At 57.3% G+C, this 24523-nt stretch carries 16 protein-coding genes; 10 read left to right on the top strand and 6 right to left on the bottom strand.

Annotated features, from left to right (window positions below; translation table 11 throughout):
* Positions 1 to 154: 154 nt before the first annotated feature.
* Entirely contained in the window at positions 155 to 631 is a 477-nt protein-coding gene (locus AB5Y83_RS14405; protein ID WP_278166715.1) for a glutathione peroxidase, read from the bottom strand.
* 350 nt (positions 632 to 981) lie between these two features.
* On the opposite strand from AB5Y83_RS14405, the gene AB5Y83_RS14410 reads away from it, so the two are divergent.
* Positions 982 to 1590 carry a 2OG-Fe(II) oxygenase gene (locus AB5Y83_RS14410; protein ID WP_362783778.1) on the top strand — a complete coding sequence of 203 codons (609 nt, stop codon included), beginning with the start codon at positions 982 to 984 and terminating at the stop codon, positions 1588 to 1590.
* Positions 1591 to 1794: 204 nt separating this feature from the next.
* Positions 1795 to 2784, top strand: a complete 990-nt coding sequence (locus AB5Y83_RS14415) for a D-alanine--D-alanine ligase (protein WP_368175388.1) — start codon at positions 1795 to 1797, stop codon at positions 2782 to 2784.
* A gap of 169 nt (positions 2785 to 2953) precedes the next feature.
* Here the strand turns inward: AB5Y83_RS14415 and mngB are convergent, their stop codons facing one another.
* Both mngB and mngA read right to left on the bottom strand, forming a co-directional pair.
* On the bottom strand, positions 2954 to 5608 hold the full coding sequence (gene mngB, locus AB5Y83_RS14420) for a mannosylglycerate hydrolase (RefSeq protein ID WP_368175389.1): 2655 nt from the start codon (positions 5606 to 5608) through the stop codon (positions 2954 to 2956).
* Positions 5609 to 5694: 86 nt separating this feature from the next.
* Positions 5695 to 7641: a PTS 2-O-a-mannosyl-D-glycerate transporter subunit IIABC gene (gene mngA, locus AB5Y83_RS14425; protein ID WP_368175390.1), complete on the bottom strand. Its 1947-nt coding sequence runs from the start codon at positions 7639 to 7641 to the stop codon at positions 5695 to 5697.
* 247 nt (positions 7642 to 7888) lie between these two features.
* On the opposite strand from mngA, the gene AB5Y83_RS14430 reads away from it, so the two are divergent.
* Positions 7889 to 8608, top strand: a complete 720-nt coding sequence (locus AB5Y83_RS14430; RefSeq protein ID WP_043851054.1) for a GntR family transcriptional regulator — start codon at positions 7889 to 7891, stop codon at positions 8606 to 8608.
* A gap of 116 nt (positions 8609 to 8724) precedes the next feature.
* On the opposite strand, the gene xseA is transcribed toward AB5Y83_RS14430, so the two are convergent.
* Positions 8725 to 10104, bottom strand: coding sequence for an exodeoxyribonuclease VII large subunit (gene xseA / locus AB5Y83_RS14435; RefSeq protein ID WP_368175391.1), 1380 nt, complete (start codon positions 10102 to 10104; stop codon positions 8725 to 8727).
* Between the two features lie 289 nt (positions 10105 to 10393).
* On the opposite strand from xseA, the gene AB5Y83_RS14440 reads away from it, so the two are divergent.
* The 5 genes from AB5Y83_RS14440 to AB5Y83_RS14460 all read left to right on the top strand — a co-directional run bounded on the left by AB5Y83_RS14440 (position 10394) and on the right by AB5Y83_RS14460 (position 19572).
* Entirely contained in the window at positions 10394 to 10945 is a 552-nt protein-coding gene (locus AB5Y83_RS14440; protein ID WP_368175392.1) for a cytochrome b, read from the top strand.
* Positions 10946 to 11388: 443 nt separating this feature from the next.
* Complete coding sequence (gene guaB / locus AB5Y83_RS14445; RefSeq protein WP_005360033.1) at positions 11389 to 12852, top strand: IMP dehydrogenase; 1464 nt, start codon at positions 11389 to 11391, stop codon at positions 12850 to 12852.
* Positions 12853 to 12936: 84 nt separating this feature from the next.
* Entirely contained in the window at positions 12937 to 14526 is a 1590-nt protein-coding gene (guaA, locus tag AB5Y83_RS14450; RefSeq protein ID WP_033115210.1) for a glutamine-hydrolyzing GMP synthase, read from the top strand.
* Positions 14527 to 14905: 379 nt separating this feature from the next.
* Positions 14906 to 15178, top strand: a complete 273-nt coding sequence (locus tag AB5Y83_RS14455) for a hypothetical protein (RefSeq protein ID WP_005337011.1) — start codon at positions 14906 to 14908, stop codon at positions 15176 to 15178.
* A 569-nt stretch (positions 15179 to 15747) separates the two neighbouring features.
* The gene (locus AB5Y83_RS14460) at positions 15748 to 19572 is read left to right on the top strand and encodes a hypothetical protein (protein ID WP_368175393.1); all 3825 of its coding nucleotides are present in this window, start codon (positions 15748 to 15750) and stop codon (positions 19570 to 19572) included.
* A 417-nt stretch (positions 19573 to 19989) separates the two neighbouring features.
* Here the strand turns inward: AB5Y83_RS14460 and AB5Y83_RS14465 are convergent, their stop codons facing one another.
* Both AB5Y83_RS14465 and AB5Y83_RS14470 read right to left on the bottom strand, forming a co-directional pair.
* Positions 19990 to 20817, bottom strand: coding sequence for a bifunctional transcriptional activator/DNA repair enzyme AdaA (locus AB5Y83_RS14465; protein ID WP_368175394.1), 828 nt, complete (start codon positions 20815 to 20817; stop codon positions 19990 to 19992).
* A 51-nt stretch (positions 20818 to 20868) separates the two neighbouring features.
* The gene (locus AB5Y83_RS14470; RefSeq protein WP_368175395.1) at positions 20869 to 21633 is read right to left on the bottom strand and encodes an SDR family oxidoreductase; all 765 of its coding nucleotides are present in this window, start codon (positions 21631 to 21633) and stop codon (positions 20869 to 20871) included.
* A gap of 319 nt (positions 21634 to 21952) precedes the next feature.
* Between AB5Y83_RS14470 and AB5Y83_RS14475 the strand changes: the two genes are divergently transcribed.
* Together AB5Y83_RS14475 and AB5Y83_RS14480 are read left to right on the top strand one after the other, a co-directional pair.
* Complete coding sequence (locus AB5Y83_RS14475; protein ID WP_111900064.1) at positions 21953 to 23323, top strand: leucine-rich repeat-containing protein kinase family protein; 1371 nt, start codon at positions 21953 to 21955, stop codon at positions 23321 to 23323.
* 283 nt (positions 23324 to 23606) lie between these two features.
* A complete protein-coding gene (locus AB5Y83_RS14480) occupies positions 23607 to 24254 on the top strand; it encodes a thiopurine S-methyltransferase (protein ID WP_111900065.1) in 648 nt (215 codons plus the stop codon).
* The last annotated feature ends 269 nt before the right edge of the window (positions 24255 to 24523 follow it).

Raw genomic sequence — 24523 nt, forward strand, 5'->3', positions numbered from 1 at the left:
TTGGCTCAACGGGCAGCCAGCATGTTGGGGCCAGCCACGATATGGAAAAGATAGTGGGGCCGTAATATAGCAAAAGAGCGGCCGCTGCGCAGTAGCTGTCGCACCGGCCGCCATACAATCGTTCAACGCAGTGGCGTAAAACGGTGCGGGAGCATCAGAGCATCTCGCGGATCTGCTCGGCCAGACTCTCCGGTTTGGCCTGGGGGGCAAAGCGTTCCACCACGTTGCCATCGCGGTCGATCAGGAACTTGGTGAAGTTCCATTTGACGTTTTCCAGCCCAAGAAAGCCCGGTTTCTGTTGCTTGAGCCACTGGTAGAAGGGGTGGGCATGCTCACCGTTGACATCGCACTTGGCCATGATGGGGAAGGTGACCGGATAGTCGAGGGAGCAGAAGCGGGCGATCTCGTCCGCATCCCCCGGCTCCTGCTGACCGAACTGGTTGCAGGGGAAGCCCAAAATCACCAGCCCCTTGGGGCCTAGCTCCCGATAGAGCGTTTCCAGCCCTTCATATTGGGGAGTAAAGCCGCAGCGACTGGCCACATTGACCACCAGCACCACCTTGCCCGCCAGTTGAGCCAGCGGGTAGGGGGTACCATCCAGTCGTTGCAAAGTGAGATCGGGCAGAGGCATGAGAAGATCCTTTCGTGGGTGATGCGCGGGTTGTGCCGTGAGTAGTTCGGTCGGTGACAGAGACAAGCGCCGGATGAACAGCAACATGGCGATGCGGATACGGTATCGGCTGGCTCTTGGCACCGCAAGGAGGCCGCGGCGCCTCCTCGTCCCGATTGCAAGGGCCATCACAGTTTCGACAGCCAATACGCTCTTTGGCAGGGCGGGATCACAACTGGCGACAAAAATGCGGGGAGGTGGGCAGCAACTCGCGTATTGATGTTAGGACTTCTCAAGAGAAGCAAACCGGTTTGTGACTTTGCCGGTAAGTCGCTACAAAGCGCCCTCTTTCCACTCATTGTGAGCCAATCTTGGACTATCAAGCTGCCATGGATGCCATTTACACCCGGGGATGGGTGATAGTGGATGATTTTTTGACTGCCGCCGAGGTGGATGCCCTCAAAGCCTGTTTGCCAGGCGAATGGCAACCGGCCGGGATCGGTCGTGACGCCCTGCACCAGGGCAATCCCGATATTCGCCGTGACCAGATCCACTGGCTGGAGCCCTCCCTCGGTGCGCCGGTGGCTGACTACCTCGCCCGGATGGAGTCCCTGCGTCTTGCCGCCAACCGGATGCTGATGCTGGGATTGTTCGACTACGAGGCCCACTTCGCCCGCTATCGCAGCGGGGATTTTTACGCCACCCATCGGGATGCCTTTGCCGGTCGATCCAACCGCCGTCTTACCACCGTGTTTTACCTCAACAACGACTGGCTGCCCGAAGCGGGTGGAGTGCTGCGCGTGTATGACGACAAGGAGCAGTTCCTGATGGATGTGAGCCCCAAGGGGGGGCGGCTGGTCATGTTTCTCTCCGAGGAGTTTCCCCACGAGGTACTGCCTGCCAATCGTGAGCGCTACAGCATTGCCGGCTGGTTTCGGGTCAATGGCAACGGCATGGGAAGGGTCGATCCCCCGCGCTGAGGGGCAATGTGTCCCGATTTTGACACAGGGGAGACTTTTCACTGCAAGAAGTGGGGTCATGGGTCTCCCATCAGCTGACAAGGGTTGATCTCCCTTGCTACACTGGCGCGCACTTATGTTCGTATCTGGCTTCGTCCGGTTTTTATGGTGGTTGGCTTATCAAATGGTCATGACGAGGCCGCTTTTCCCAAGGGATCACATCTAATGAAGAACATGCATGTCTTGCTGCTGTGCGGCGGCGGTGGCTCCGAGCACGAGGTTTCTCTGCGCAGCGCCAATTTCCTCGAGCAACAACTGGGCCTTCTGCCCGGTGTCGAAGTGACCCGCGTCGAGATGTTCGCCGATCGCTGGCTCAGTGCCGATGGCCGCGAGTGCAAGCTGGGGCTCGACAAGCTGCTTTCGTTTGACAGCGTGGCCCGTCCGGTGGATTACGTGGTGCCCTGCATCCACGGCTACCCGGGTGAGACCGGCGATCTGCAATCCTTCCTCGAACTGGCCGGATTGCCTTATCTCGGTTGCGATGCCGAGGCGAGCAAGATCTGCTTCAACAAGATCAGCACCAAGCTGTGGCTCTCCGCCATCGGCATTCCCAACACCCCGTACCTGTTCCTGACCGAGCAAAATGAGGCGGCGCTGGCCGAGGCCAAAGCTGCGCTGGCCAAGTGGGGCAAGGTCTTTATCAAGGCGGCCTCCCAGGGTTCTTCCGTTGGCTGCTACTCCGCCAGCAACGAAGCGGATCTGGTAAAGGGCATTGCCGATGCCTTCGGTTACTCCGAACAGGTTCTGATCGAGAAAGCAGTCAAGCCGCGTGAGCTGGAAGTGGCGGTTTACCAGTATGGTGACGAGCTGGTGGCGACGTATCCGGGCGAGATCTGCGTGCCGCAGGACAAGTTCTACACCTATGAAGAGAAGTACAGCAGCGCCAGCCATACCGAGACCGCACTGCGTGCCGAAGGGCTGACCCAGGCGCAGGCCGATGCGATCCACGAGTACGCCCTCAAGGCGTTCCGTCAGCTGAAACTGACCCATCTCTCGCGCATCGACTTCTTCCTGACCGAGGAGGGGGAGATCCTGCTGAATGAAATCAACACCTTCCCGGGCATGACCTCCATCTCCATGTTCCCGAAACTGCTGGAGCATCACGGTCACCGCTTCGCTAACTACCTTGAGCAGATCCTGCGCAAGGCCAGCTAAGCGCGCGCTCCCGCTCGCGGGATGAAGCAGAACCCAATAAAAATCCCCGCCAATTGGCGGGGATTTTTTTATGTCTTTATCAAGCGGGGCAGGCCAGCTTGAAGGGATAAACAGGCGGGGAGGGGATGACTCTTCCCCGCCTGTTGCTACCTGTGGGTGTTATCGGCGGTTAGCCGCGAGCCACCCGAAAGCGCACGCTGCGGGAGTGGCACGGCGCCAGCTCGCCAAACTCGCCAGCGGTCAGTTCAAGGGGCAGGGGATGTTCGTCCATCCGCACCGCTTGCCAGTCGTTCAGGGCGTGTTCGCAGCTCACTTTGCCACCCTTCAGCACAGCCTGCTCGCTCGGGTTGTAGACCCGGATCACCAGCGCCTCTTCATCCTCGGCTTTTTTCAGGGCACTCAGCACCGGACCGGAGGGATCCATGGCGAGCAGACTGAAGTGGAGCGGGGTGGTGAAGCTCGCCTTGTTGAGCTTCATGGCATCGAACGGGATCTTGTTGTAGCAGCGCACCGGAGTGAGGTAGCTGCGCGCCGCCTGCATCACGTTGGCGCTGATGTGATCACCGGCAAACGCCAGCAGGCTGAAACGGCAGCTGAGTTTGCCACGCACCTGGGAGTCCGGGGTCGGCAGCTTGATGCCGGAGGGGCGACCCGGGCGCAGCAGCAGCTCCTCTTTACCGAGTACGCCGACCCCGCGAAGCAGGGTGAGTGCCAGGGTGTCGCACTGCTCGCCGATCACTTCAAACTCGCGCAGACCGTCACTCAGCACCGCCAGCCCCTGCTTGCCATCTTGCAGGGCGACGAAGTTCATCAGTTGCCAGACCGGAATGGGGGCCTCTTTCCACCCCTCCGCTTCCCAGTTCGCCATGGCGCTGTCGCGGGTGGGGCGGGTGATGCAGCCAAACTGGTTGTCAGAGACCACTGTATCGCTCGGGAAGGGGGTGGGGATCAGCACCCGTACCCGGTGATCATCGGCCTGATTGTCGAGCTCCAGCTCGATGTCGATGCGCGGACTCTGATGCGCCAACGTGATGCGGCAGGTGACATCAAGGTGGCCGCTGCACTGGCGGTTGGCCCGCTCGGCGAGGTTGGCCGGCAAGGCCATACGCAGTTTGAGCGTAGCGATGCTCTGCCACGCCTGATGGGTAACCTCGCGGGTCACCGCAAACTCGGTGGAGTAGCGCAACCACTCGTCCCGCGATGGCGAGTAGTCATACTCGTCGCCATCATCGGAGCCCTCTTCGAGCGTGAGCACCTGATCGAAGGTGGTGCCGCGCAGCTTGTCCAGGATCTGCAGGGTGCCGTTGTCATTGAGGGCGATGCGGTAAAAATCGTTCTCCAGCAGCTCGCCGCTGGCCGTCACCGGTTGCTCCACTCCCGGCTGGTTGCCCTCGATATGCAGAGTGCAGTAGCCCATGGCCGGCAGCGGATGGCAGAGCTGGATGTCGTACTCCATAAAGGGGTCGTAGTTGCCGTAGTGAACGATTTGTCTGTCCACCAGACCCGGGTCAATCTCGCGCTTGGCGCGGATGAAGTAGGGCACCGGTTGGCCCGCCTCATCGCGCAGGGCAAAGGATTGGGCGCGAATGCGGATGCTGGTATTGATCACCTCCTGACGGGGGAAGGGCATCAGGTTGAACAGGCAGAGCTTGTCGGCAACCTGTACCCCGTCTTCGCACAGTGCCACCGGCATGTTGTCGACAATCTTGCGCATGTAGAAGCGGATCAGGTTCTCGGCCATGTCGTCGGCCAGAATGAAGCGGGTCATCACCTCCTGATGCACCTTGTCGCTGCAGCAGCAGCCGATGCTGTCATGGGCGTGGTTCTTCATGATCTCCTTCCACATCTTCTCCAAAAGCCCGTGGTGGTACTCAAAGCCGAGCGCCCAGGCGATGCTTGCCAGCGGCTCGAGGATGTTGACGATCTTGTTCTCGATGGCGGCATGGGCCAGCTTGATGTCCATCCGGGTGGAGGAGATGGTGCGGTGTACCCGCATGTATTTGCCGTCGTTGAACTCCCCTTTGAGGGTGGCCAGCTGATCGCGGCACGCCTCGATGCGCTCGAAGACCTGCTCGAAGCGGCTCATGTGAAATTCACGCTGGGGGTAGATCTCCCGCAGCTTGTCGATGATGGCGAAGATGTTCTGTTGCAGCGGCATCTGGTCGTGGCCGTTGGGCAGCAGGATATCCTGGGTCACCGAGGCCTTCTCCAGCACCTCGAAGTAGGATTCGAGCCGCTTGCGCAGGCCCGCCTCGTCTTCCGGCAGGTACTTGCCGATGGCGTAGCCGAGCGGCAGTACCTGGGCGGTCACCTCGCTGCCATCGTTGCTTTGCCAGAGGAACTCGGTCTTGTCGGTGCCGTGGCGCTCGGAGCAGCCGCGCCAGAACATGGCCCGCTCGATCCCGAAGCCGTTGAAGATGTGGGGCAGTTGGGAGGACATGCCGAACGAGTCGGGCAGATAACCGATCTTCATCGGCTCGCCAAGGCTCAGGCAGTCGCGCATCCCGTAGAGCAGATTGCGCAGGATGGACTCGCCGCTCACCTGCATGGTGTCGGTCTGGGTGTACCAGGGGCCGATGATGAGCTTGCCCGATTCCACCAGCGCCTTCACCCGGGCCTTGTTCTCGGGCTGGATGGCGAAGTAATCCTCCAGCACCGCGGTCTGGCCATCTAGCACATAGAACTTGTAGTCGGGGTCGGATTCAAGCCGCGCCAGGATCTCCGCCATATTGTTGACCAGCAGGATGCGGGACTCCTCGGTGGTAAAGTACCACTCCCGATCCCAGTGCATGTGCGGCGTGATGTGAACTCGTGAAACTGTCATGACAATGATCCTTTGCTGACGCACGACGGCCCTTGCCTGCCGTGCGGAAAAATAGTCTGTTGAAAAAGTGGTGGTGAAGATGAGCCTTACTCTGCGGCGACCACCTGATAGGTGCCGCGCTGCATGGCGTGACGGCGCCAGCCGATCAGCACCACAGTGGAGATAAGGGTGCCCACCATCGCCGCACCGAGCCAGACGGCGGCCGCCATCAGGGCGCCGTGGCCGCCATCGTGGAGCAGGAACAGGGAGAAGATGCCGGCCCCCGGGGTGGAGAGACCAATCCCCATGGCACCCACCATGGCGCCGGTGACCACCGAGCCTGCGAGGAAGGAGCCGATCACCCGGATCGGATCTTCGATGGCCATCGGAATGGCGCCCTCGGTGATCCCTGCCAGCCCCAGCAGCCAGGTGGACTTGCCGGTCTCGATCTCGAAGGTCTGGAACAGGCGCGGCGCCAGCAGGGTGGAGAAGGTGACGGTAAAGGCCGAGACCATCTTGACCGCGCCGAAGATGGCGTAGGGGCCGTAGACCCCGTTGGCCATGGCGCCGAGGCAGAAGGCGTAGGCCGCCTTGTTGACCGGGCCACCCAAGTCAAACGAGCACATAAAGCCGAGCAAGGCGCCCAGTACCAGCGCATTGGTGCCGGAGAGGCCGTTGAGCCACTCGGTGAGGCTGTTGTTGAGCCAGGCTACCGGCTGGCCGATGACAAACAGCATCAGGCTGCCCGCCACCAGGGTGCCGATCACCGGATAGAGGTAAAAGGTGAGAAAGCCGTTGAAGTTGGGGCTGAGGCGCACATGCTGCTTGACCCAGCGCATCAGGTAACCGGCGATCAGGCCACCGACCACACCGCCGAGAAAACCGGAGCCAATCATGTTGGCGGCCAGTCCCGCCGCAAAGCCCGGGCCCAGCGCCGGTTTGTCTGCCAGCGAGTAGGCGGTATAGGCCGCCAGCACCGGCACCATCAGGGTGCCCAGCATGCCACCGCCCAGCTTGCGGTACATCCAGAGCCAGGAGTTCTCGGTATCAAATAGATGTTGCAGGCCGAAGATCTGGGCCAGCAGCACAGAGACGGCGAGCACGGTACCGCCTGCCACGATCAGCGGTACGGCAAAGGAGATACCGCTCAGCAGCGCCTGCTTGAGCTCGGTCTTGAGGGTCACCTTTTTGCTGGTCGGCGCATCGCTCTGGCCGGGGTTGGGCGTCGGGGCGGTGCGACCGGCCTTGGCCGCTTCCAGTGCCTCATTCAGGATCCGCTCTGCATGGCGGATGGGCTCGGCCACCGGCGTCTCGATCCGGGGGATGCCGGCAAAACGCTCCTGCTCCTTGATGGCCACCTCGGCGGCGAAGATGCAGGCCACCGCAGCATCGAGCGCCTCTTGCGGCAGGTGATCCTCGATGCCGTTGGCACCCTGCTTCTCGACCAGTACCCGAATACCCAGCTTGCGCCCCGCCTTTTCCAGATACTCGGCAGCCATATAGGTGTGGGCGATCCCCGCCGGGCAGGCAGTGACACAGACCACAGTAGGTTGATTTGTATCTAAGTTGTCTTCTTTTGCTGGTTGCTGACCGCAATCCCCTTCGCCATCGAGCAGCGCCATCAGCTGCTCGGCACTTTGGGCCGCCAGCACCGCCTCGCGGGTATCGTCATCAACCAAAGCGGTAGTGAGGGTGGTGAGTAGCTGCATATGGGTAGAGCCCGCCTGATCGGTCGGGATCGCCAGCATGAAGATCAGGTTGACCGGCTCGGGGCCGTCGATCCCCTCCCAGCCCAGCTCCTCGCTCAGGGTGGCGACGGCAAAGGCCGCTTCGCGCACCGCATCGCACTTGCCGTGGGGCACTGCCAGCCCTTCGCCAAGGGCGGTGGGGCCCTGCGCCTCGCGGGCCATGACCGCGGCCAGAAAGGCGGCCTTGTCGTGCAGCTTGCCGGCCTGATCGAGCCGATCAGCCAGGGCATGAATGGCCGCATCCCGATCGGCAAACCGGGTTTGCAGCGTGATGAGATGGGGGCCGGTAAGACTGGTCAGATTCATGATGATCCTCTGTCAGGTTGGCTTGCCAGCAAGCCGTCATGGTGAAAGTGACAGCGATGCTAACAAACCGGCCGACTGATTTTTGTGAGTGGTATCATACAATTCAATATTTGTATTGCTTTTGTATTGCTTGGTCAAGGTGATTTGTTAGGTCAAATGAGGCTGAGCCGTTTTGTCTGCCGGGTAACTGGGGTAGAATGACGCCTCTTCCATTTATCATGGCGCAGAGCCGACGAGGTGGCCTTTCGTGTCGAAAAAACCTATGTATCGCCAGATAGCCGACACCATCCAGCAGTGGATTGCGCAAGGGGAGCTGGCCCCCGGCGATGCTCTGCCCACCGAAGCCGAGCTGCGCGAGCAGTTCGGGGTGAGCCGGGTGACGGTGCGTCAGGCCCTCAAGCAGCTGACCGAACTCAACGTCATCGAGAGCATTCAGGGCAGCGGTAGCTATGTGCGGCAGGAGAAGGTGAACTACGACATCTATCAGCTCACCAGCCTCTACGAGAAGGTGACCGATCCGGCGGCCGAGACCCACAGCGACATTCTCGCTTTCGAGGTGATCAAGGCAAGCAGCGAACTGGCCGAGCGGCTCAATCTGGTGGAGGGGGCGCTGGTCTACTACGTCAAGCGGGTGCGCTTTATTCGCCAGATCGCGGTAACGCTGGAGGAGACCTGGATGCCGCTCGCTCTCTTCCCCGACCTCAGCTATGCGGTGATGCAGGGCTCCAAGTACCACTACATCGAAGAGGTGAAGCAGCTGGTGATTGACCGCAGCGAGCAGGAGATCATTCCGGTGCTCCCCTCGGCGCAGGTTGTGGAGGCGCTCGGTATCGATCCTGCCAAGCCCATTATCGAGAAGGTCTCCCGTGGCTTCTTGCAAGATGGCACCGTGTTCGAGTTCAGTCGCAACTTCTTCAAGAGCGATGACTACAAGTTCACCCTGGTCGCCCGCCGCGCCAAGGGGTGAGCGGGCGGCTGCACCCGATATAAAAAAGGCCACCACCTTGTTTGCGGTGGTGGCCTTTGTTTTTGGCTGATTGCCGGGCTGAATGGCAGATTGGCTGGTGGTTTGATGCAGCCGATCTACTGTGCGGCGTCTTTGATAACTTCCTCGACCCGCACCTGCAAGCTCCCTTGTGCCAGGGTGGTGACGAGCTGATCGCCACTGTTGACCTGATCGGCGCGGCTGATGACGTCGCCACGCGCAGTGCGGGTGATGGAGTAGCCGCGCCCCAGAGTGGCGAGCGGGCTCACCCCGTCGAGGCGGGCGGTGAGCATGGCGAGGCGGTGACTGGCAAGGTCTTGCCGCTTGGCAATCAGGGCATAGAGTCGTTCCTCGGCCAGCTGGTGGCGGCGCTTGCCAGCTGCCAAGAGGCGCTCCGGACTTTTGCCCTGCAGGCGCAGCTCAAGGTTGGCGAGGCGCCGCTCTCCCTGATGCAGCCGCTGGCGCAATAGCTGCTGCAAACGGGTGGAGAGCTCGTCGAGGCGCTGGGACTGCTGCTCCAGCCGCCGTTTCGGATCCTGATGGTCGAGCCGTTTTTGCAGCAGGATGAAATCGTGGCGGGCGGCGGTCTGCTGGCGGTTCATCGCCTGCAGCAGTTGCTGCTTGAGGTGAACCAGACGCTGGGCACGGGCGCTCTGATCCGGCGCCACCAGCTCGGCGGCAGCCGACGGGGTAGGGGCGCGCAAGTCGGCGGCAAAGTCGCTGATGGTGACATCCACCTCGTGGCCCACCGCGCTCACCACAGGTATGGCTGAGTGGGCAATGGCGCGGGCCACCGCCTCTTCGTTAAAGCACCAGAGATCTTCGAGGGAGCCGCCACCACGGCCAACGATCAGCACATCCACCTCGGCGCGCTGGTTCGCTTTGGCGATCGCCGCGACGATCTGGCTGATGGCGGTGCTTCCCTGTACCTGAGTTGGGTAGATAAAGACCGGCAGATCCGGCGCACGCCGTTTAAGCACCGTCAGCATATCGTGCAGGGCGGCGCCGGTGGCGGAGGTGACAAGGCCCACCGCCCGCGGTTCACGGGGTAGCGGCCGCTTGCGGCTTTCGTCAAACAGCCCCTCGGCGCCGAGGCGGCGCTTGAGCTCTTCAAAACGCAAGGCCAATACGCCGTCTCCTGCAGGCTGCATCGACTCGATGATCAGCTGGTAGTCACCGCGCGGCTCATAGAGGGAGACCCGCGCCTGCACCAGCACCTGCATGCCATCCTGCGGGCGGAAGGCCACCCGCCGGTTGTTGCCCTTGAACATGGCGCAGCGCACTTGCGCCGACATGTCCTTGAGGGAGAAATACCAGTGGCCGGAGCTTGGCATCGCCAGATTGGAGAGCTCGCCGGTCAGCCACACCAGCCCCAGATCCTGCTCCAGGATCATGCGCACGGCGCTGTTGAGGCGGGTGACGGTAAAGACCTGCTGTTCGCGGCCGTTTGCCGCACTGGATGGGGTAAATCGGTTCAATGGCGTACCTGTGGTCTGCCCCGGCGGAGCCGGGATAAAACGATGGCCGCTATCTTAACCCGAAACAGGGGGAGGGCGCTAAGCAGGAGGCGTCAGCAGCAGAAAAGCAAGATTGGAAACGCTGCCGTTTATCCGGGCAGGCAGTATGGCTCCCGACAAAGCTCTCGCGTTTGCCCGCATCTGGCCAAGTCGCGGCTTGCCTCGACGCCGTTGATATCTCTTGTCTCGCTGATATTCACGGCGCCACCATCTTGACCAGCGTTCACTCGCCCCCTGTTTGGAGTAGCTTATGAATCCCTCAATCCACTTAAGTTTGACGACCCGTTTGCTGCACTGGTCGGTTGCCTTGCTGATGATTGGCCTGACCCTTGTGGGTTATCTGATGGTTAAATTTGAAATATGGGATCTCTATGCCCTGCATAAATCTCTGGGGGTGATTGCACTGATCTTGATCCTGCCCCGCGCCATTCTCCGCCTTGTTAAAGGGTGGCCTGAGCCTGTGCGTCAATATCCTGTTTACGAGGCATTGGCAGCCAGGGCGATCCACTGGGGTTTGCTGATTTCAACGCTGCTTATTCCGGTGTCCGGTCTCTGTTATTCCGCAGCGGCTGGCCGAGGTGTCGCGATATTTGGCTGGTCTATTATTCCGATGAATCCAGATATCCATGATCCGGCCAATGTAATTCCACTCAGTGAATCCGTTCGGGATATTGCTCACACAATCCATATTTATTTGCCATATGTCATGCTGGCATTTTTGCTGGTGCACATTGTCGGGGCATTGAAACATCATCTGCTGGATAAAGATAATACCTTGCTGCGGATGGTGGGGCGAAAATAATAAAGAGAGACACCCTTTGTTGTGCCGGGAAATATATATTGGCAGCAGGTGAAATTTATTATCCAGACCGAGCAAGGGACATTGAGAAGAGAATGATACCGGTGCGAGTGGTCGCCGCGAGGGCAAGAGACAATACAAGGACACAAGACAGGGGAGGGGGGTCAGAGGCCGCTTGCCCCCTGAGCCCTTGTCGATCATCCCGTTGCATGGGGGTTGCGCTGTGTCGGCACCTACCGGTTTTGCATAAATCACCGGCTAGCCAACTCTTTTTCCCCGAAATGGCGCTTTTCGTACTGATAATCTTGGTTTTTTGGCGTTTTGGCCGCCTAAAAGAGGGCTATGCCATAAAAAATTCAAAAAACTTCTTTACCAGTGACCAATGCGTGAGTAAACTTCGTCGGCAATATTTTACACTCCCACTTCCTCAACGGTGAGATATTGCCATGCTCAGGATTGCCAAAGAAGCGTTAACCTTCGACGATGTACTGTTGGTTCCCGCCCACTCCGAAGTTCTTCCCAATACTGCCGATCTGCGTACCAAGCTGACCTCCGCCATCAGCTTGAATATCCCGATGATCTCCGCTGCCATGGACACAGTGACCGAAGCCCGTCTGGCTATCGCACTGGCCCAGGAAGGCGGTATCGGCTTTATCCACAAGAACATGTCCATCGAGCAGCAGGCTGCCGAAGTGCGCAAGGTCAAGAAGTACGAGAGCGGCGTGGTCACTGACCCCGTCACCGTGCGCCCTGACATGACCATTGCCCAAATCAAGGAGCTGAGCCACAAGAATGGCTTCGCCGGTTACCCCGTGGTGACTGACGGCAATCAGCTGGTCGGTATCATCACCGGCCGTGACGTGCGCTTCGTGATTGACCTCTCCCAGACCGTTGAACAGATCATGACCCAGAAAGATCGTCTGGTCACCGTGCGTGAAGGGGCCCCTCGTGAAGAGGTGGTTGCCCTGATGCAAAAGCACCGTATCGAAAAAGTGCTGGTGGTGAACGCCGATTTCAAACTCAAGGGCATGATCACCGTTAAAGATTTCCAGAAAGCCGAGCGCAAGCCCCACGCCTGTAAAGATGACAAGGGTCGTCTGCGGGTCGGTGCTGCGGTTGGTGCCGGTGCCGGCAACGAAGAGCGCGTCGCCGCGCTGGTGGAAGCCGGTGTTGACGTGCTGCTGATCGACTCCTCCCACGGCCACTCCCAGGGCGTGCTGGATCGCATCAAGGCCACTCGCGACGCCTATCCGGATCTTCAGATCATCGGTGGCAACGTGGCGACCGCCGCGGGCGCCAAGGCGCTGGCAGCTGCCGGTGTCAACGCCGTCAAGGTCGGTATCGGCCCGGGCTCGATCTGTACTACCCGTATCGTGACCGGCGTGGGCGTGCCCCAGATCACTGCCATCTCCGACGCCGTTGACGCGCTGGAAGGCACCGGTATTCCGGTGATTGCCGATGGCGGTATCCGCTTCTCCGGCGACATTGCCAAGGCCATTGCCGCGGGCGCCAGCTGCGTCATGGTGGGCTCCATGTTCGCCGGTACTGAAGAAGCGCCGGGCGAGATCGAGCTCTATCAGGGTCGCTCCTTCAAATCCTACCGTGGCATGGGTTCCCTGGGCGCCATGTCCAAAGGCTCCAGCGACCGCTACTTCCAGACCGACAACGCCGCCGACAAGCTGGTGCCGGAAGGCATCGAAGGCCGCGTGCCGTACAAGGGGCGCCTCAAAGAGATCATCCACCAGCAGATGGGCGGCCTGCGCTCCTCCATGGGCCTGACCGGCAGCGCCACCATCGACGACATGCGCACCAAGGCAGAGTTCGTGCGCATCTCCGGCGCCGGGATGAAAGAGTCCCACGTCCACGATGTGACCATTACCAAAGAAGCCCCCAACTATCGGATGGGCTGATAAAACGGGGCCCTGCGCCCCGTTTTTCCACCCTTTTTTTATCCCGTGCCCTTTGTGACAACATCAGCCTGATGCAGGAATAAAATGACTAAAGACATTCACCAGCACCGTATCCTTATCCTCGACTTCGGTTCCCAGTACACCCAGCTGATCGCCCGCCGCGTGCGCGAAATCGGCGTCTACTGCGAACTGTGGGCCTGGGACGTAACCGAAGAGCAGATCCGCGAATTTAATCCGAGCGGCATCATCCTCTCCGGCGGCCCCGAGTCCGTGACCGAAGCAGGCAGCCCGCGCGCCCCCGAGTATGTGTTCAACGCCGGTGTCCCTGTGTTCGGTATCTGCTACGGCATGCAGACCATGGCCGAGCAGCTGGGTGGCAAGGTGCAATCCTCTACCGAGCGTGAATTCGGTTACGCCAAGGTGGAAGTGCTGGGCGAAGCTGGCAAGAGCAGCGCCCTCTTGCGCAATATCGAAGATGCCATCGCCGACAACGGCAATGCCCTGCTGGATGTCTGGATGAGCCACGGTGACAAGGTCACCACCATTCCGGCCGACTTCACCACCATCGCCCAGACCCCGACCTGCCCCCACGCGGCCATGGCCAATGAAGCCAAGCGCTTCTACGGCGTGCAGTTCCACCCGGAAGTGACCCACACCCGTCAGGGTGCCCGCATGCTGGAGCACTTCGTCAAAGACATCTGCGGCTGCGAATGCCTCTGGACCCCGGCCACCATCATCGACGACGCCGTTGCCCGCATCCGCGAGCAGGTGGGTGACGATGAAGTGATCCTCGGCCTCTCCGGCGGTGTCGACTCCTCCGTGGTTGCCATGCTGGTGCACCGCGCCATCGGCGATCGCCTGACCTGCGTCTTCGTCGACAACGGTCTGCTGCGTCTGAACGAAGGCGAGCAGGTGATGGAGATGTTTGGTGACCACTTTGGTCTGAACATCATCAAGGTTGAAGCCGAAGATCGCTTCCTCTCTGCCCTGGCCGGTGTTGACGAGCCGGAAGCCAAGCGCAAGATCATCGGCCGCGTCTTCGTTGAAGTGTTTGATGATGAAGCGAAAAAGCTGAAAAACGCCAAGTGGCTGGCGCAAGGCACCATCTATCCGGACGTTATCGAATCCGCTGCCAGCAAGACCGGCAAGGCCCACGTCATCAAGTCTCACCACAACGTCGGCGGCCTGCCGGAAGAGATGAAGATGGGTCTGGTCGAGCCGCTGCGCGAGCTGTTCAAAGACGAAGTGCGCCGCGTTGGTCTGGAGCTGGGTCTGCCTTACGACATGCTCTACCGTCACCCGTTCCCGGGCCCGGGTCTGGGCGTGCGCGTCCTTGGCGAAGTGAAGAAAGAGTACTGCGATATTCTGCGCCGCGCCGATGCGGTCTTTATCGAAGAGCTGCGCAAAGCCGACCTCTACAACCAGGTCAGCCAGGCGTTCGCCGTCTTCCTGCCGGTGCGCTCCGTTGGCGTGATGGGCGATGGTCGCAAATATGACTGGGTCATTGCGCTTCGCGCCGTCGAGACCATCGACTTTATGACCGCCCACTGGGCTCACCTGCCGTACGACTTCCTCGGTCACGTATCGAACCGCATCATCAACGAGATCAATGGTATCTCCCGCGTGGTGTACGACGTATCCGGCAAGCCGCCCGCAACCATCGAATGGGAATAAGCGGCTCGCGCCCTTCTGCCCTTCGAGCATAAAAATGCAAAAAGACGCCCTTGAGGCGTCTTTTCTTTTCTCAATCGTTTGCGCAGCACATCTTCTTTTTTCGAGCAGCTTTTTCGCCACCTTGCCCCTGTCATATGTGACAGGGGCATTTTTGCCATCCCGCACTAGGCTCTCTCATGCCAATTGAGCCCGCTGTCAACAGCGGCTCGTGGCTGGGGGGAGGGCTGATCCAGTTGCAGATAGCTGCGCAAATTTGCCCATCGTCATCGCGCCAACCGGCAGTGATGACACCCCGGTGGAGACCGGAAACCACTTGAATCAACGGGGCGCAGCCCGAACGGCCAAACGAGTCGGGATCATAGAGCACGGAGAGTTTGATATGTCAGAACAAGCAGTGTTGGTGGGTGGATGGACCGCATATCACAAGCTGACCGCCGAGGATCAGGCGGTATTTGATCAGGCGCTGAAAGGATTTGTCGGGGTGCAGTACGTACCCTTTGAAGTCTCCACCCAGGTGGTGGCTGGCACCAACTACCGCTTCAAGTGCAAGAGCACTGTGCCGCTTGCCAAACCGATCCATGGTGAAGCCGTGGTGCAGATCTTCAAATCACTGGACGGGGATGCCCATATCACCTCCATTACCCCGATCTGATTGGGTTGCGGAGCAAGACGGGGAGGGTAATAGCATCCAAACTGTTTGCTCCTAATCCTGAAAATATGAAAGACGCCTTAGGGCGTCTTTTCTTTATCTACGATCCCGCACCTCTGGTATACGGTCAGCATTGTTACTTATTGATTAATTTGTTGATCTTGCTCAGGAAACTATCATCATCCGCTTTTGCTTATCTGCCTTGCTCGCTAGGATAGTCGTATAGAGTGGTCTCTTTGGCGCCATCTATGAGCCAAGCCAAGTACATTGCGTGGGTTAAAAGCAGCCAAACTAGGGGTTGTCGTGCGGTAGTGTTGCTGTTATTGGGGTACGCCGCGAGTATGTTGAACGCCAGTGGGGACCGCAGTGGATGGAAGCGAATGCGGCCAGATGTCAGTGACAGTTTGGTAATATTATGATTTAAAATGAATTTTTGAGGTAGTTATGAAGATGAAGCGGAGTTATACGGCAGATACTGTTGTTGAATTAGTACCGCCTTCCATCTAATCACTGTTATACGCTCTTTCAATATTACTAATATCAATTTTCAATATAGGGACTTTTGAAACCTAATGAGATTTTTTGAACTTGAACCTTCTGATATTTCAAATCTCAATGATGCTGATCTAAGAGAATTGGTCGCTAGGTTGTGTGAAGCGGAATTGATTCGCCAAGAAATTCAGACATCTTGTGTTCTGTGGGGTGGAGCGCAAGAGGCTGCTGACGGTGGTCTCGATGTTCGAGTTGTCGATGCTATCCCTTTATTAAAGCCAGGCTTTGTAAGTCGTGAAAATACTGGTTTTCAAGTAAAGAAAAACAGTATGAGTAAAGCGGCCTGCAAAAATGAAATGCTTGATAAAGGAACGATAAAAACGGTTATAGGGGACCTCTTAGAAAAAAAAGGCGCTTATATAATTGTTAGTGGCAAAGATGATTGTTCTGACAAAATGCTATCAGAACGTCTTATGGGAATGAAATCTGCGCTCGAAGGCTTACCAGATAGCGAAGATCTTCTCCTTGACTTTTATGGTAGGGATCGGCTCAGCGCATGGTTGAGACAATTTCCTGAGGTTGCCTTGTGGGTTCGCTCTAGACTAGGCAAGCCATTATCCGGATGGCGACCGTTTGGGAGATGGACTTCCACCCCTGTCGATAAAGATGATGAGTTTTTGCTCGACGAACACCCTTGCGTCATCGATATGAATTCACATCATAAGAAGCCTATAGCCATTTTGGATGGAATCAGGCTTGTGCGTGAAAGATTACAAAGATCTGGCTCGGTGGTACGAATAACTGGCCTGTCAGGAGTCGGAAAAACACGCTTTGCTCAGGCACTTTTTGAAAGTGATGTATGCGATAACTCTCTGCCGAGAGCGAATGTAATATATGCAGATCTTGGTGATGACTTAACTCCAACAGCATCTGAGCTTGTCTCGTACTTGATAGCTAATGATTTTTCAAGTTATTTGGTGTTGGATAACTGCCCACCGGATGTTCATAGAAAACTGCAAAAGCAGGTTTCGTCAAATCAAGCAAAGTTGAGTCTTCTTACTATCGAATATGATATTTCGGATGACCGCCCAGAAGAAACAGAAGTAATACACATCGAACCATCAAGCGAGGAGACTGTCTCTAAACTTATTCAAAAGAGGTTTCCGTCTCTAGGGCGTGTTAATGCCGATAAAGTTGCAGAGTTTTCCGGAGGGAATGCACGTGTTGCGATCGCATTGGCGAGTCGAGTGGGTGCAGATGAGACCTTGGCAAATTTTACTGATGAAGACTTGTTCCAGAGGCTCTTCAATCAAAGAAAAGGGACAACCGAAAGTTTGCTTGAAAGCGCAGAGGTTCTATCCCTGGTTTATTCGTTCAATGTTTCCCCGAATGAGTTTAATGATGAATTGAGCGCTCTTTCTAGAATTGGCGGATTTGAACGTGACAGGTTGAATCGCAATCATGCAGAGCTATTGCGGAGGCAGTTATCGCAAAAGCGGGGAAACTGGCGAGCAGTGCTCCCGCATGCTGTAGCTAACCGTCTCGCACGGCGAGCTCTTCAGAACATCGATCCTGATAAAATTAATGCTGAGTTGTTAAAGGCTGAAAATTTTCGTTTGTTCAAGTCATGCGCTCATCGACTAGGATATATGCATGACTTTGAAGCTGCTAGAAATCTCGCTCATACGTGGATGAAGGTTGATGGGCCATTTCACAACATTGCACAGTGCAATGCTGACCTGCTTACGGCATTAACTCATATCGCGCCAGTGTTTCCAGATGTAGTTTTAACTGCTATAGAGAATGCCTCGGAAGTTCAAGATTTCTGCTCACGAAACAATCAAAACTTTTCTACGTTCGTTCGGTTACTTAGGAAAATAGCATATGACGACCAGTACTTCGACCGTGCTGCTGGACTAATTCTACGTTTTGCGGAAACAGAAAAAGCTGGCGAGAACAACAATAGTATCGCTAATCAATTGGCGAGCCTCTTTTCATTATACCTCTCTGGGACACAGGCTACTCCAGCGCGAAGACATTCTTTTGTGAATAGAATGCTAAATTCTGGCTGCTTGAGGTACCTTGAGATTGCGCAGGAAATTCTTCGGTCTGCGTTTGAGGCTTCTCATTGGAGCTCATTTGGAGAGTTTGATTTTGGCGCTCGCAGCAGGGACTTTGGGTGGGAGCCTACAACGAATAAAGAGAAATTAGACTGGTACGTAGGTTATATTGAGTTGTTAGTGCCGTTTTTAGACTCGGAAAATGAACCCATTTGTAATTGGGCAAAGGCAATACTAGCAAACCATTTTGTAGGACTATGGAGCTATGCTGGCTGCTTTGACATTCTCGAAAACATAGTTCGCAAATATGGCGCTGGCGGTAAATGGCCAGATATGTGGATGGCCATTAAGCGGACAATCCATTACAACGGGAAAGAACACACACCTGAACTATTCAAAAGGATTGAAGCGCTTGAGCATTTAACCGCACCAGCTGACCCCTATTTCGAAATCGAGGCATACGCTCTGACTAGCACATGGGAGCACGTAGAAATTAGAGGTGGGGATTATACTGAAAATTCTGAAAAAATTCGTCAGAAGATAGAAAAACTTGGTGAGCTTGCGTCATCTGAACCTGATTACCTTGAAAGATTGGCGCCAAGGTTATGGGAAAAACATATTGATGCGCTTTGGTCATTCGGCAAAGGGTTGGCCAAAGGTTCATCAGACCAAGCTTTAACGTTTGATACGCTTGTCCGTCTGATGCAAAAGCAAGAGCTAGAAGTGGTACAACCTATCCTCTTTCGCGGTTTTATTGCTGGCGTTCATGCCGGTGATCCTGGCTTGTCTCGGAAGCTCCTAGAGTCTGTATTAAATGTGCCGGAGCTTAAGCAGTATTTTGTTGATATTTTGTCTGCAACGCCGATAGCCCCTTGGGGTACAAAAAAGCTTATTGAGCTGGCGAAATCTGGTGAACTAGATGCATGGAGGTTTCAACAGATAAGTTACGGTCGAGTTCATGAATCCATTTCTGATGATGATTTATCAGAATTACTTGCTGCACTTAATGATTTAGCTGATGGGATATTTTCAACCATTCAAATTTTGAGCATGCGATTCTTTACTGAAAAGGTGAGCAACTACAGTCCTAGCGATGACCTACGATCCGTTGGAAGGCTGGCTATTTTGAAACTGTTATCAATGCACAGGGATGAGATTAACAGGCGACAGCTGCATGGAATTGACCGTGTTATTGAAGTGTGTTTATCAGGCTCAGCACCGGAGAATGATATTCGCGATATTATCAACTTGCTTTGCGATGGCGTTGAGACGCATCGCTTATATGGCTTCGAATTAGAGACTGTCATAGCCTATCTGGTGAAAAATCATCCTGAACTTGTATTGGATAGAGTGTTGATAGATAGTGAGAATAGCGAACGACTTATTTATTTGCTTTTCAAGGATAGGGTTAATAGCAGTAGCTCGCCATTAAACTTAACGCCTATAGAGCGCGTGCTGAGTTGGTGTAATGGAAATCAAGATAGGATACATAAAGTAGCAAGTGCCGTTTCGGCATACACATCCTTGGACAAGGAATCACAACCACTAGACAATCCAAAGAAAGTAATTCTCAGTCATCACATTACATCACTTTTAGATGCCGCAGAGAATAAAGTCGCGATAGTTGAAACTATTTTTTCCAGGTCTTTTCCCTGTGGGTGGTCAGGATCACTTGCCGATATTCTTGAAGTTCGTTCGGAGGCATTCTCAGAGCTATTAACTCATATGACACCTGAGGTACGAGAGGTAGCTAAGACCAAGCTTTCCCTTCTAAATCGGGCTATCAGAGAGAATAGGGAGAGTGAGGCCGAGGAGTACAACCGGCGGGAGCAAAGATTTGAGTAGTTATTTTTCCTCTTGTCGGGGGGGGGGATAACAAAGCTCTGCTGTCGGAAAATTTTTACGCAGTGCTCCAAAATTACCGCAGAGCATGGCGTGAGAGACACCTGTGATGGGCTGTACCGTTGGGTGCAATGAAATTGCACCTCTACTTTTGTTCCTAATACACTGCACACACGCCGCTCTGAAAACGGTGCAATGCGCTGTGCTTATTGCACCCTACGTCTCTTCGTCAATTCGCTGGGGTGGTGTTGCTAAGCGCCATGCCCCGCCAAAGCAACAAAAGGGGCGATCTGCGCCCCAATTCTGCTCATGCCCCCGTTTTATATCGCCGCCCGCTTGTCTGGCGCTGCCTGATTATCTGCTGACTCACTACCAAGATTCCTGTTCTCCTCATTAGGCCGAGCAGAATAAAGGCCACCTTCACTCATACCTCGCCGCTTCCCAGGCGTGGATCGCCTGTTTACGGGTCTCGCCCCAGTGATAGCCGCCGAGTTTGCCGTTTTGCTGGATGACCCGGTGGCAGGGGATCATCAAGGCGACGGGGTTGGCGCCCACCGCCAGCCCCACGGCGCGGGCGGCTTTGGGATTGCCGACGGCGCTTGCCACCTGGGCGTAGCTCACCACCTTGGCGGGCGGGATCTGCAGCAGCGCCCGCCAGACGCTGATCTGAAAGTTGGTGCCGCTCACGTACAAGGAGATGGGGCGATCCGGTGCCTTGCTGCCATCGAACATGGTGTTGATGACCCCTTGGGTGCGTGATGGCGCCTCCCTAAGCTCTGCCTCGGGCCAGTTATGGGCGAGGGCGGCCAGCGGCACCTCTGGGGCCTTGTCATCGAGAAACGAGAAGTTGCACACCCCCCGTGGTGTCAGGGCGACGAATGCCTGACCGAAGGGGGTGTCATGCACCCCGTGATCGATAACCAGCCCGGCCCCGCGCTGCTTGTACTCGCCCGGCGTCACCGCTTCGAGCTGCACGAAGTGATCGTAGAGCCGCGAGCCGCTGCTAAGGCCCAGGGTATCGGCCACCTCAAGCAGCGGGCGCGACTCCTGCAACAGCGCCTTGGCCCGCTCCAGGGTCAGCACCTGCAGATAGCGTTTGGGCGTCACTCCGGCCCAGCGGCTGAACAGCCGCTGGAAGTGAAAGGGACTTAAGTGCACGTGCGCCGCTATCTCGTCCAGAGTGGGCTGGCGCTCCACCTGACTTGCGATAAAACGGATAGCATCGGCGATGCGGGCGTAATCAGACATAAGGCGCTCTCACGATAAGGTTGCGGTCGCAGGGTGTGGGGGGCGACAAGGTCATGTGCGACAAATTGATACCCCACCATCGGCCAGCAGCGCAATGCCGGTGGTAAAGCTGGATGCATCGGACGCGAGATAAAGGGCCGAACGGGCGATCTCCTCCGGTTGGGCCAGCCGTTTGAGGGCATGCATATTCTGCACAAAGGCGAGGCTCTCTGGCGTATTGGCAAAAGCCCGCCCCATGGGTGTGTCGGTACCCCCCGGCAGCAGGGCGTTGACCCGCACCCCTTGTGCCCCATACTCGGCAGCCAGCACCCGGGTCAGGCCAATGAGGCCCGCCTTGCTCGCCGCATAGGCCGCCATGCCGGGCAGCCCTAGGGTGTGGCCGACGAAGGTAGAGGTAAAAATAAGCGAGCCGCCGCCACGCGCCAGCATGGCGGGGATCTGGTACTTGGCTCCCACAAAGGCGCTGGTGAGGTTGGTATCCAGCGTTTCCTGCCACTGCGTCAGCTCAAGCTCCTCTACGCTGCCCGGCGTGCCTGTGGTACCTGCGTTGTTGAAGGCGATATCGAGCCCGCCGAAACGGGTTAACGCGAGATCAACAAGAGCGCGGGCGTAAGTCTCGCTTTTCACATCTCCCGCCAGACTCACCGCCTGGCCCCCCTCATGGCGGATCTCATCCACCAGCAGATCCAGCTCGGGCTGGCGGCGGGCGCCGATGACGACGCTGGCCCCTTCGCGGGCAAACAGGATGGCGCTGGCGCGGCCGATGCCGGAGCTGGCGCCGGTGATGATGGCGACCTTGTTGGACAGTAATGACATGGCAGTTCCCTCGCAGGTGTGTTGTGCGCCAAATCAGTGGGGCACAGGGTTGGCTGTGGGTTGGAACCCCAATAGGTTCCAACCGACTTGGGTTTGGCCCCCACTATGGCAACCACTCCTCGCTGGAACGACCCGAATCTTGCTCTCTTTCTCTCTAACTTGTTTTGCTACATGTCGATACAGGCCTTCGTGGCAACAAAAGGGGCGAACTGCGCCCCGAATTCTTTATAATGCCCCCCTTTAAAACCGCCGGACCCAGGTTCGGCGCGCTGATGGCTGGCTACACCATCAGACAGATCATCAGGATTGAGAAACGGTTATGCATACTCTGGAACAGCTGCGCGCAGGTGAACTGTGCGGTGCCCGCCATCTGAAACTATCTGAAAACCTGACGGAGTTCCCCCTCGAGATTTTGAGCCTGAAAGAGACGCTGGAGGTGCTGGATCTCACCGGCAACCAGCTGAGCGCGCTCCCTGACGAGCTGGCCGGGTTTGGCAAACTGCGCATCATCTTCTGCTCCGAGAACCGCTTTACCGAGCTGCCCGAGGTGCTGGGGCGCTGTCCGGCGCTCACCATGGTGGGCTTTAAGGCCAACCAGATCGTCACAGTTTCGGCCAAGGCGCTGCCTGCGGGGTTGCGCTGGCTGATCCTGACCGATAACGCAATTGAGCACCTGCCCGATGAGCTGGGCCAGTGCGATGCCCTGCAAAAGCTGATGCTGGCGGGCAACCGCTTGCGCGAGCTGCCGGCCAGCCTTGCCAACTGCCGTAATCTGGAGTTGTTGCGTATCGCTGCCAACCGCATCGAACGCTTCCCCGAGTGGCTGCTCTCGCTGCCGCGCCTTTCCTGGCTTGCCTACTCCGGCAACCCCTTTAGCGAAGGGGCGGAGGCGCGCGCCATCGATGATGCCCATGTCACGCCTCTTGCCTGGGAGACGCTGGCGCTGGGCGAGCTGCTGGGGCAGGGAGCATCTGGCGTTATCCATCGCGCCACCCTTGTGGGTAATCCTGCTGATGAAGTGACTCAGGCGAGCGGCAGAGGTGATGGCAGTCAGGTGGCGGTCAAGCTGTTCAAGGGGGCGGTGACCAGCGACGGGTTGCCCCGCTGCGAGATGGCGGCGTCGCTGGCGGCGGGCACTCATCCCAACCTTATCAAGGTGATAGGCAAGGTGGCGGATCACCCCTCCGGCATTCCGGCGCTGGTGATGGAGCTGATCGACCCGGCCTTTGCCAATCTGGCCGGGCCGCCGAGCCTGGACTCCTGCACCCGGGATGTCTATCCCGAGGGGCTGCATCTGAGTGTGCCGGATGTGCTGGCGATGGCCCACGGCATCGCCTCGGTGGCGGGCCATCTGCACCGCGCGGGCATCATGCACGGGGACCTCTACGGCCACAATATTCTGTTTTCCCGTGGGTCTGACGCGCCGGCTCGCGCCCTGCTGGGGGATTTTGGTGCCGCTTCCTTGTATGAGCGCAGCAACCGCGAGCGGGCCGTGGGCCTTGAGCGTTTGGAAGTGCGCGCCTTTGGTTGTCTGCTGGAGGAGCTGTTGGCCCATTGCGATACGCAAGACTCACCGCTCGATGGGTTGCATCAACTCAAAGCGGCCTGCCTCTCGGAACTCCCCGCCGATCGTCCCGATTTTGCTTATATCGAGCGTCAGCTGGCGGCTGCTCGTGCCACGCTGTCGTGATTTTTCTGGCGTTGGCAGGCACGTTTTGGCCTGCTAGCGTCATTCCCTTTATTCATTCATCGCCATACACCCATGACGTTTTTGCATGGGTTGGTATACCTCTGCCCGTCATAAGCACAGCCAATTGCGAATATTGCGACAGCGAGGCGCAGAGCAAGGGAAGGTTCTGTCATTCGCCCGATAACACGCAGAGGCTGCGCGGCAAAAAGGGGAGGGCAGAGGGTTGCGCGGTGCCGGTTAAGTTGTGATATTGAGGCATCTTTAGTACAGAAGGGTAATAACGATGGAAGCTGCGTTTTGGCATCAGCGTTGGGAAGAGAACCGGATTGGCTTTCATCAGGCGGACTTCAACCACTGGCTGCAATCCTGGTGGTCGGCCCAGCAAGCGGACGAGCCGGTGCTGGTTCCCCTGTGCGGCAAGTCCCGCGACATGCTCTGGCTGAGCGCTCAGGGCCATCCGGTCGACGGTTTCGAGTTATCCAGCCTTGCCGTCAGCCAGTTCTTCAGTGAAAACCAGCTTGCCTCCACCGTGAGCGAAGTGGGCCCTTATCAGTGCCATCAAGTGGACAGCCTGCGCATCTTTCAGGGGGATTTTTTTGCCGCTCCCGAGTTGGGTCGCCGTTACCGACTGGTCTATGACCGTGCGGCGCTGATCGCCCTGCCGACCGCGATGCGCCGCCAGTATGCAGCCCTGATCAGTTCGCTGGTCGAGACTGGTGGCCAGATCCTGCTGGTGACCCTCGAATATCAGCCTGAACAGCAGAGTCAGCCCCCCTTCTCGGTGGGTGAGATGGAGGTGCGAGCCCTGTTCGAGCGCGATTTTCGTATCGAGGTGCTGGGGCGCGCCGCCGAGGTGGATCACCCACGGGTGCTGTCGGGTCAGCTCTCCTACTTCGATGAGGTGGCCTACCGGCTGGTTCGCCGGGGTTAACGGGCAGCTAACGGGCGGCCAAAGGGTGATCTGCGCCGACAAATCGTCGGGCTGTGCGCTCTTCGCTACCTCCTTTGACGTAGATCAACGTGACTGACGGGGGGAGTGCCTAATATGAGGCTGTTTCTCAATCACTGTTGGCATTGCAAAGCGAGTATCGGGTCTTTCCCGCTTGCTGATCAGCAACTCAGTGTCTGATTTTCACGCTCATGTTCACTTTTGGCGGCTCTGGTCGCAATTGTTATGGTTTTTCCAGCCGACCCTGATGG

This window comes from Aeromonas sp. R5-4 (genome assembly GCF_040908215.1).
GTDB lineage: Bacteria > Pseudomonadota > Gammaproteobacteria > Enterobacterales > Aeromonadaceae > Aeromonas > Aeromonas veronii.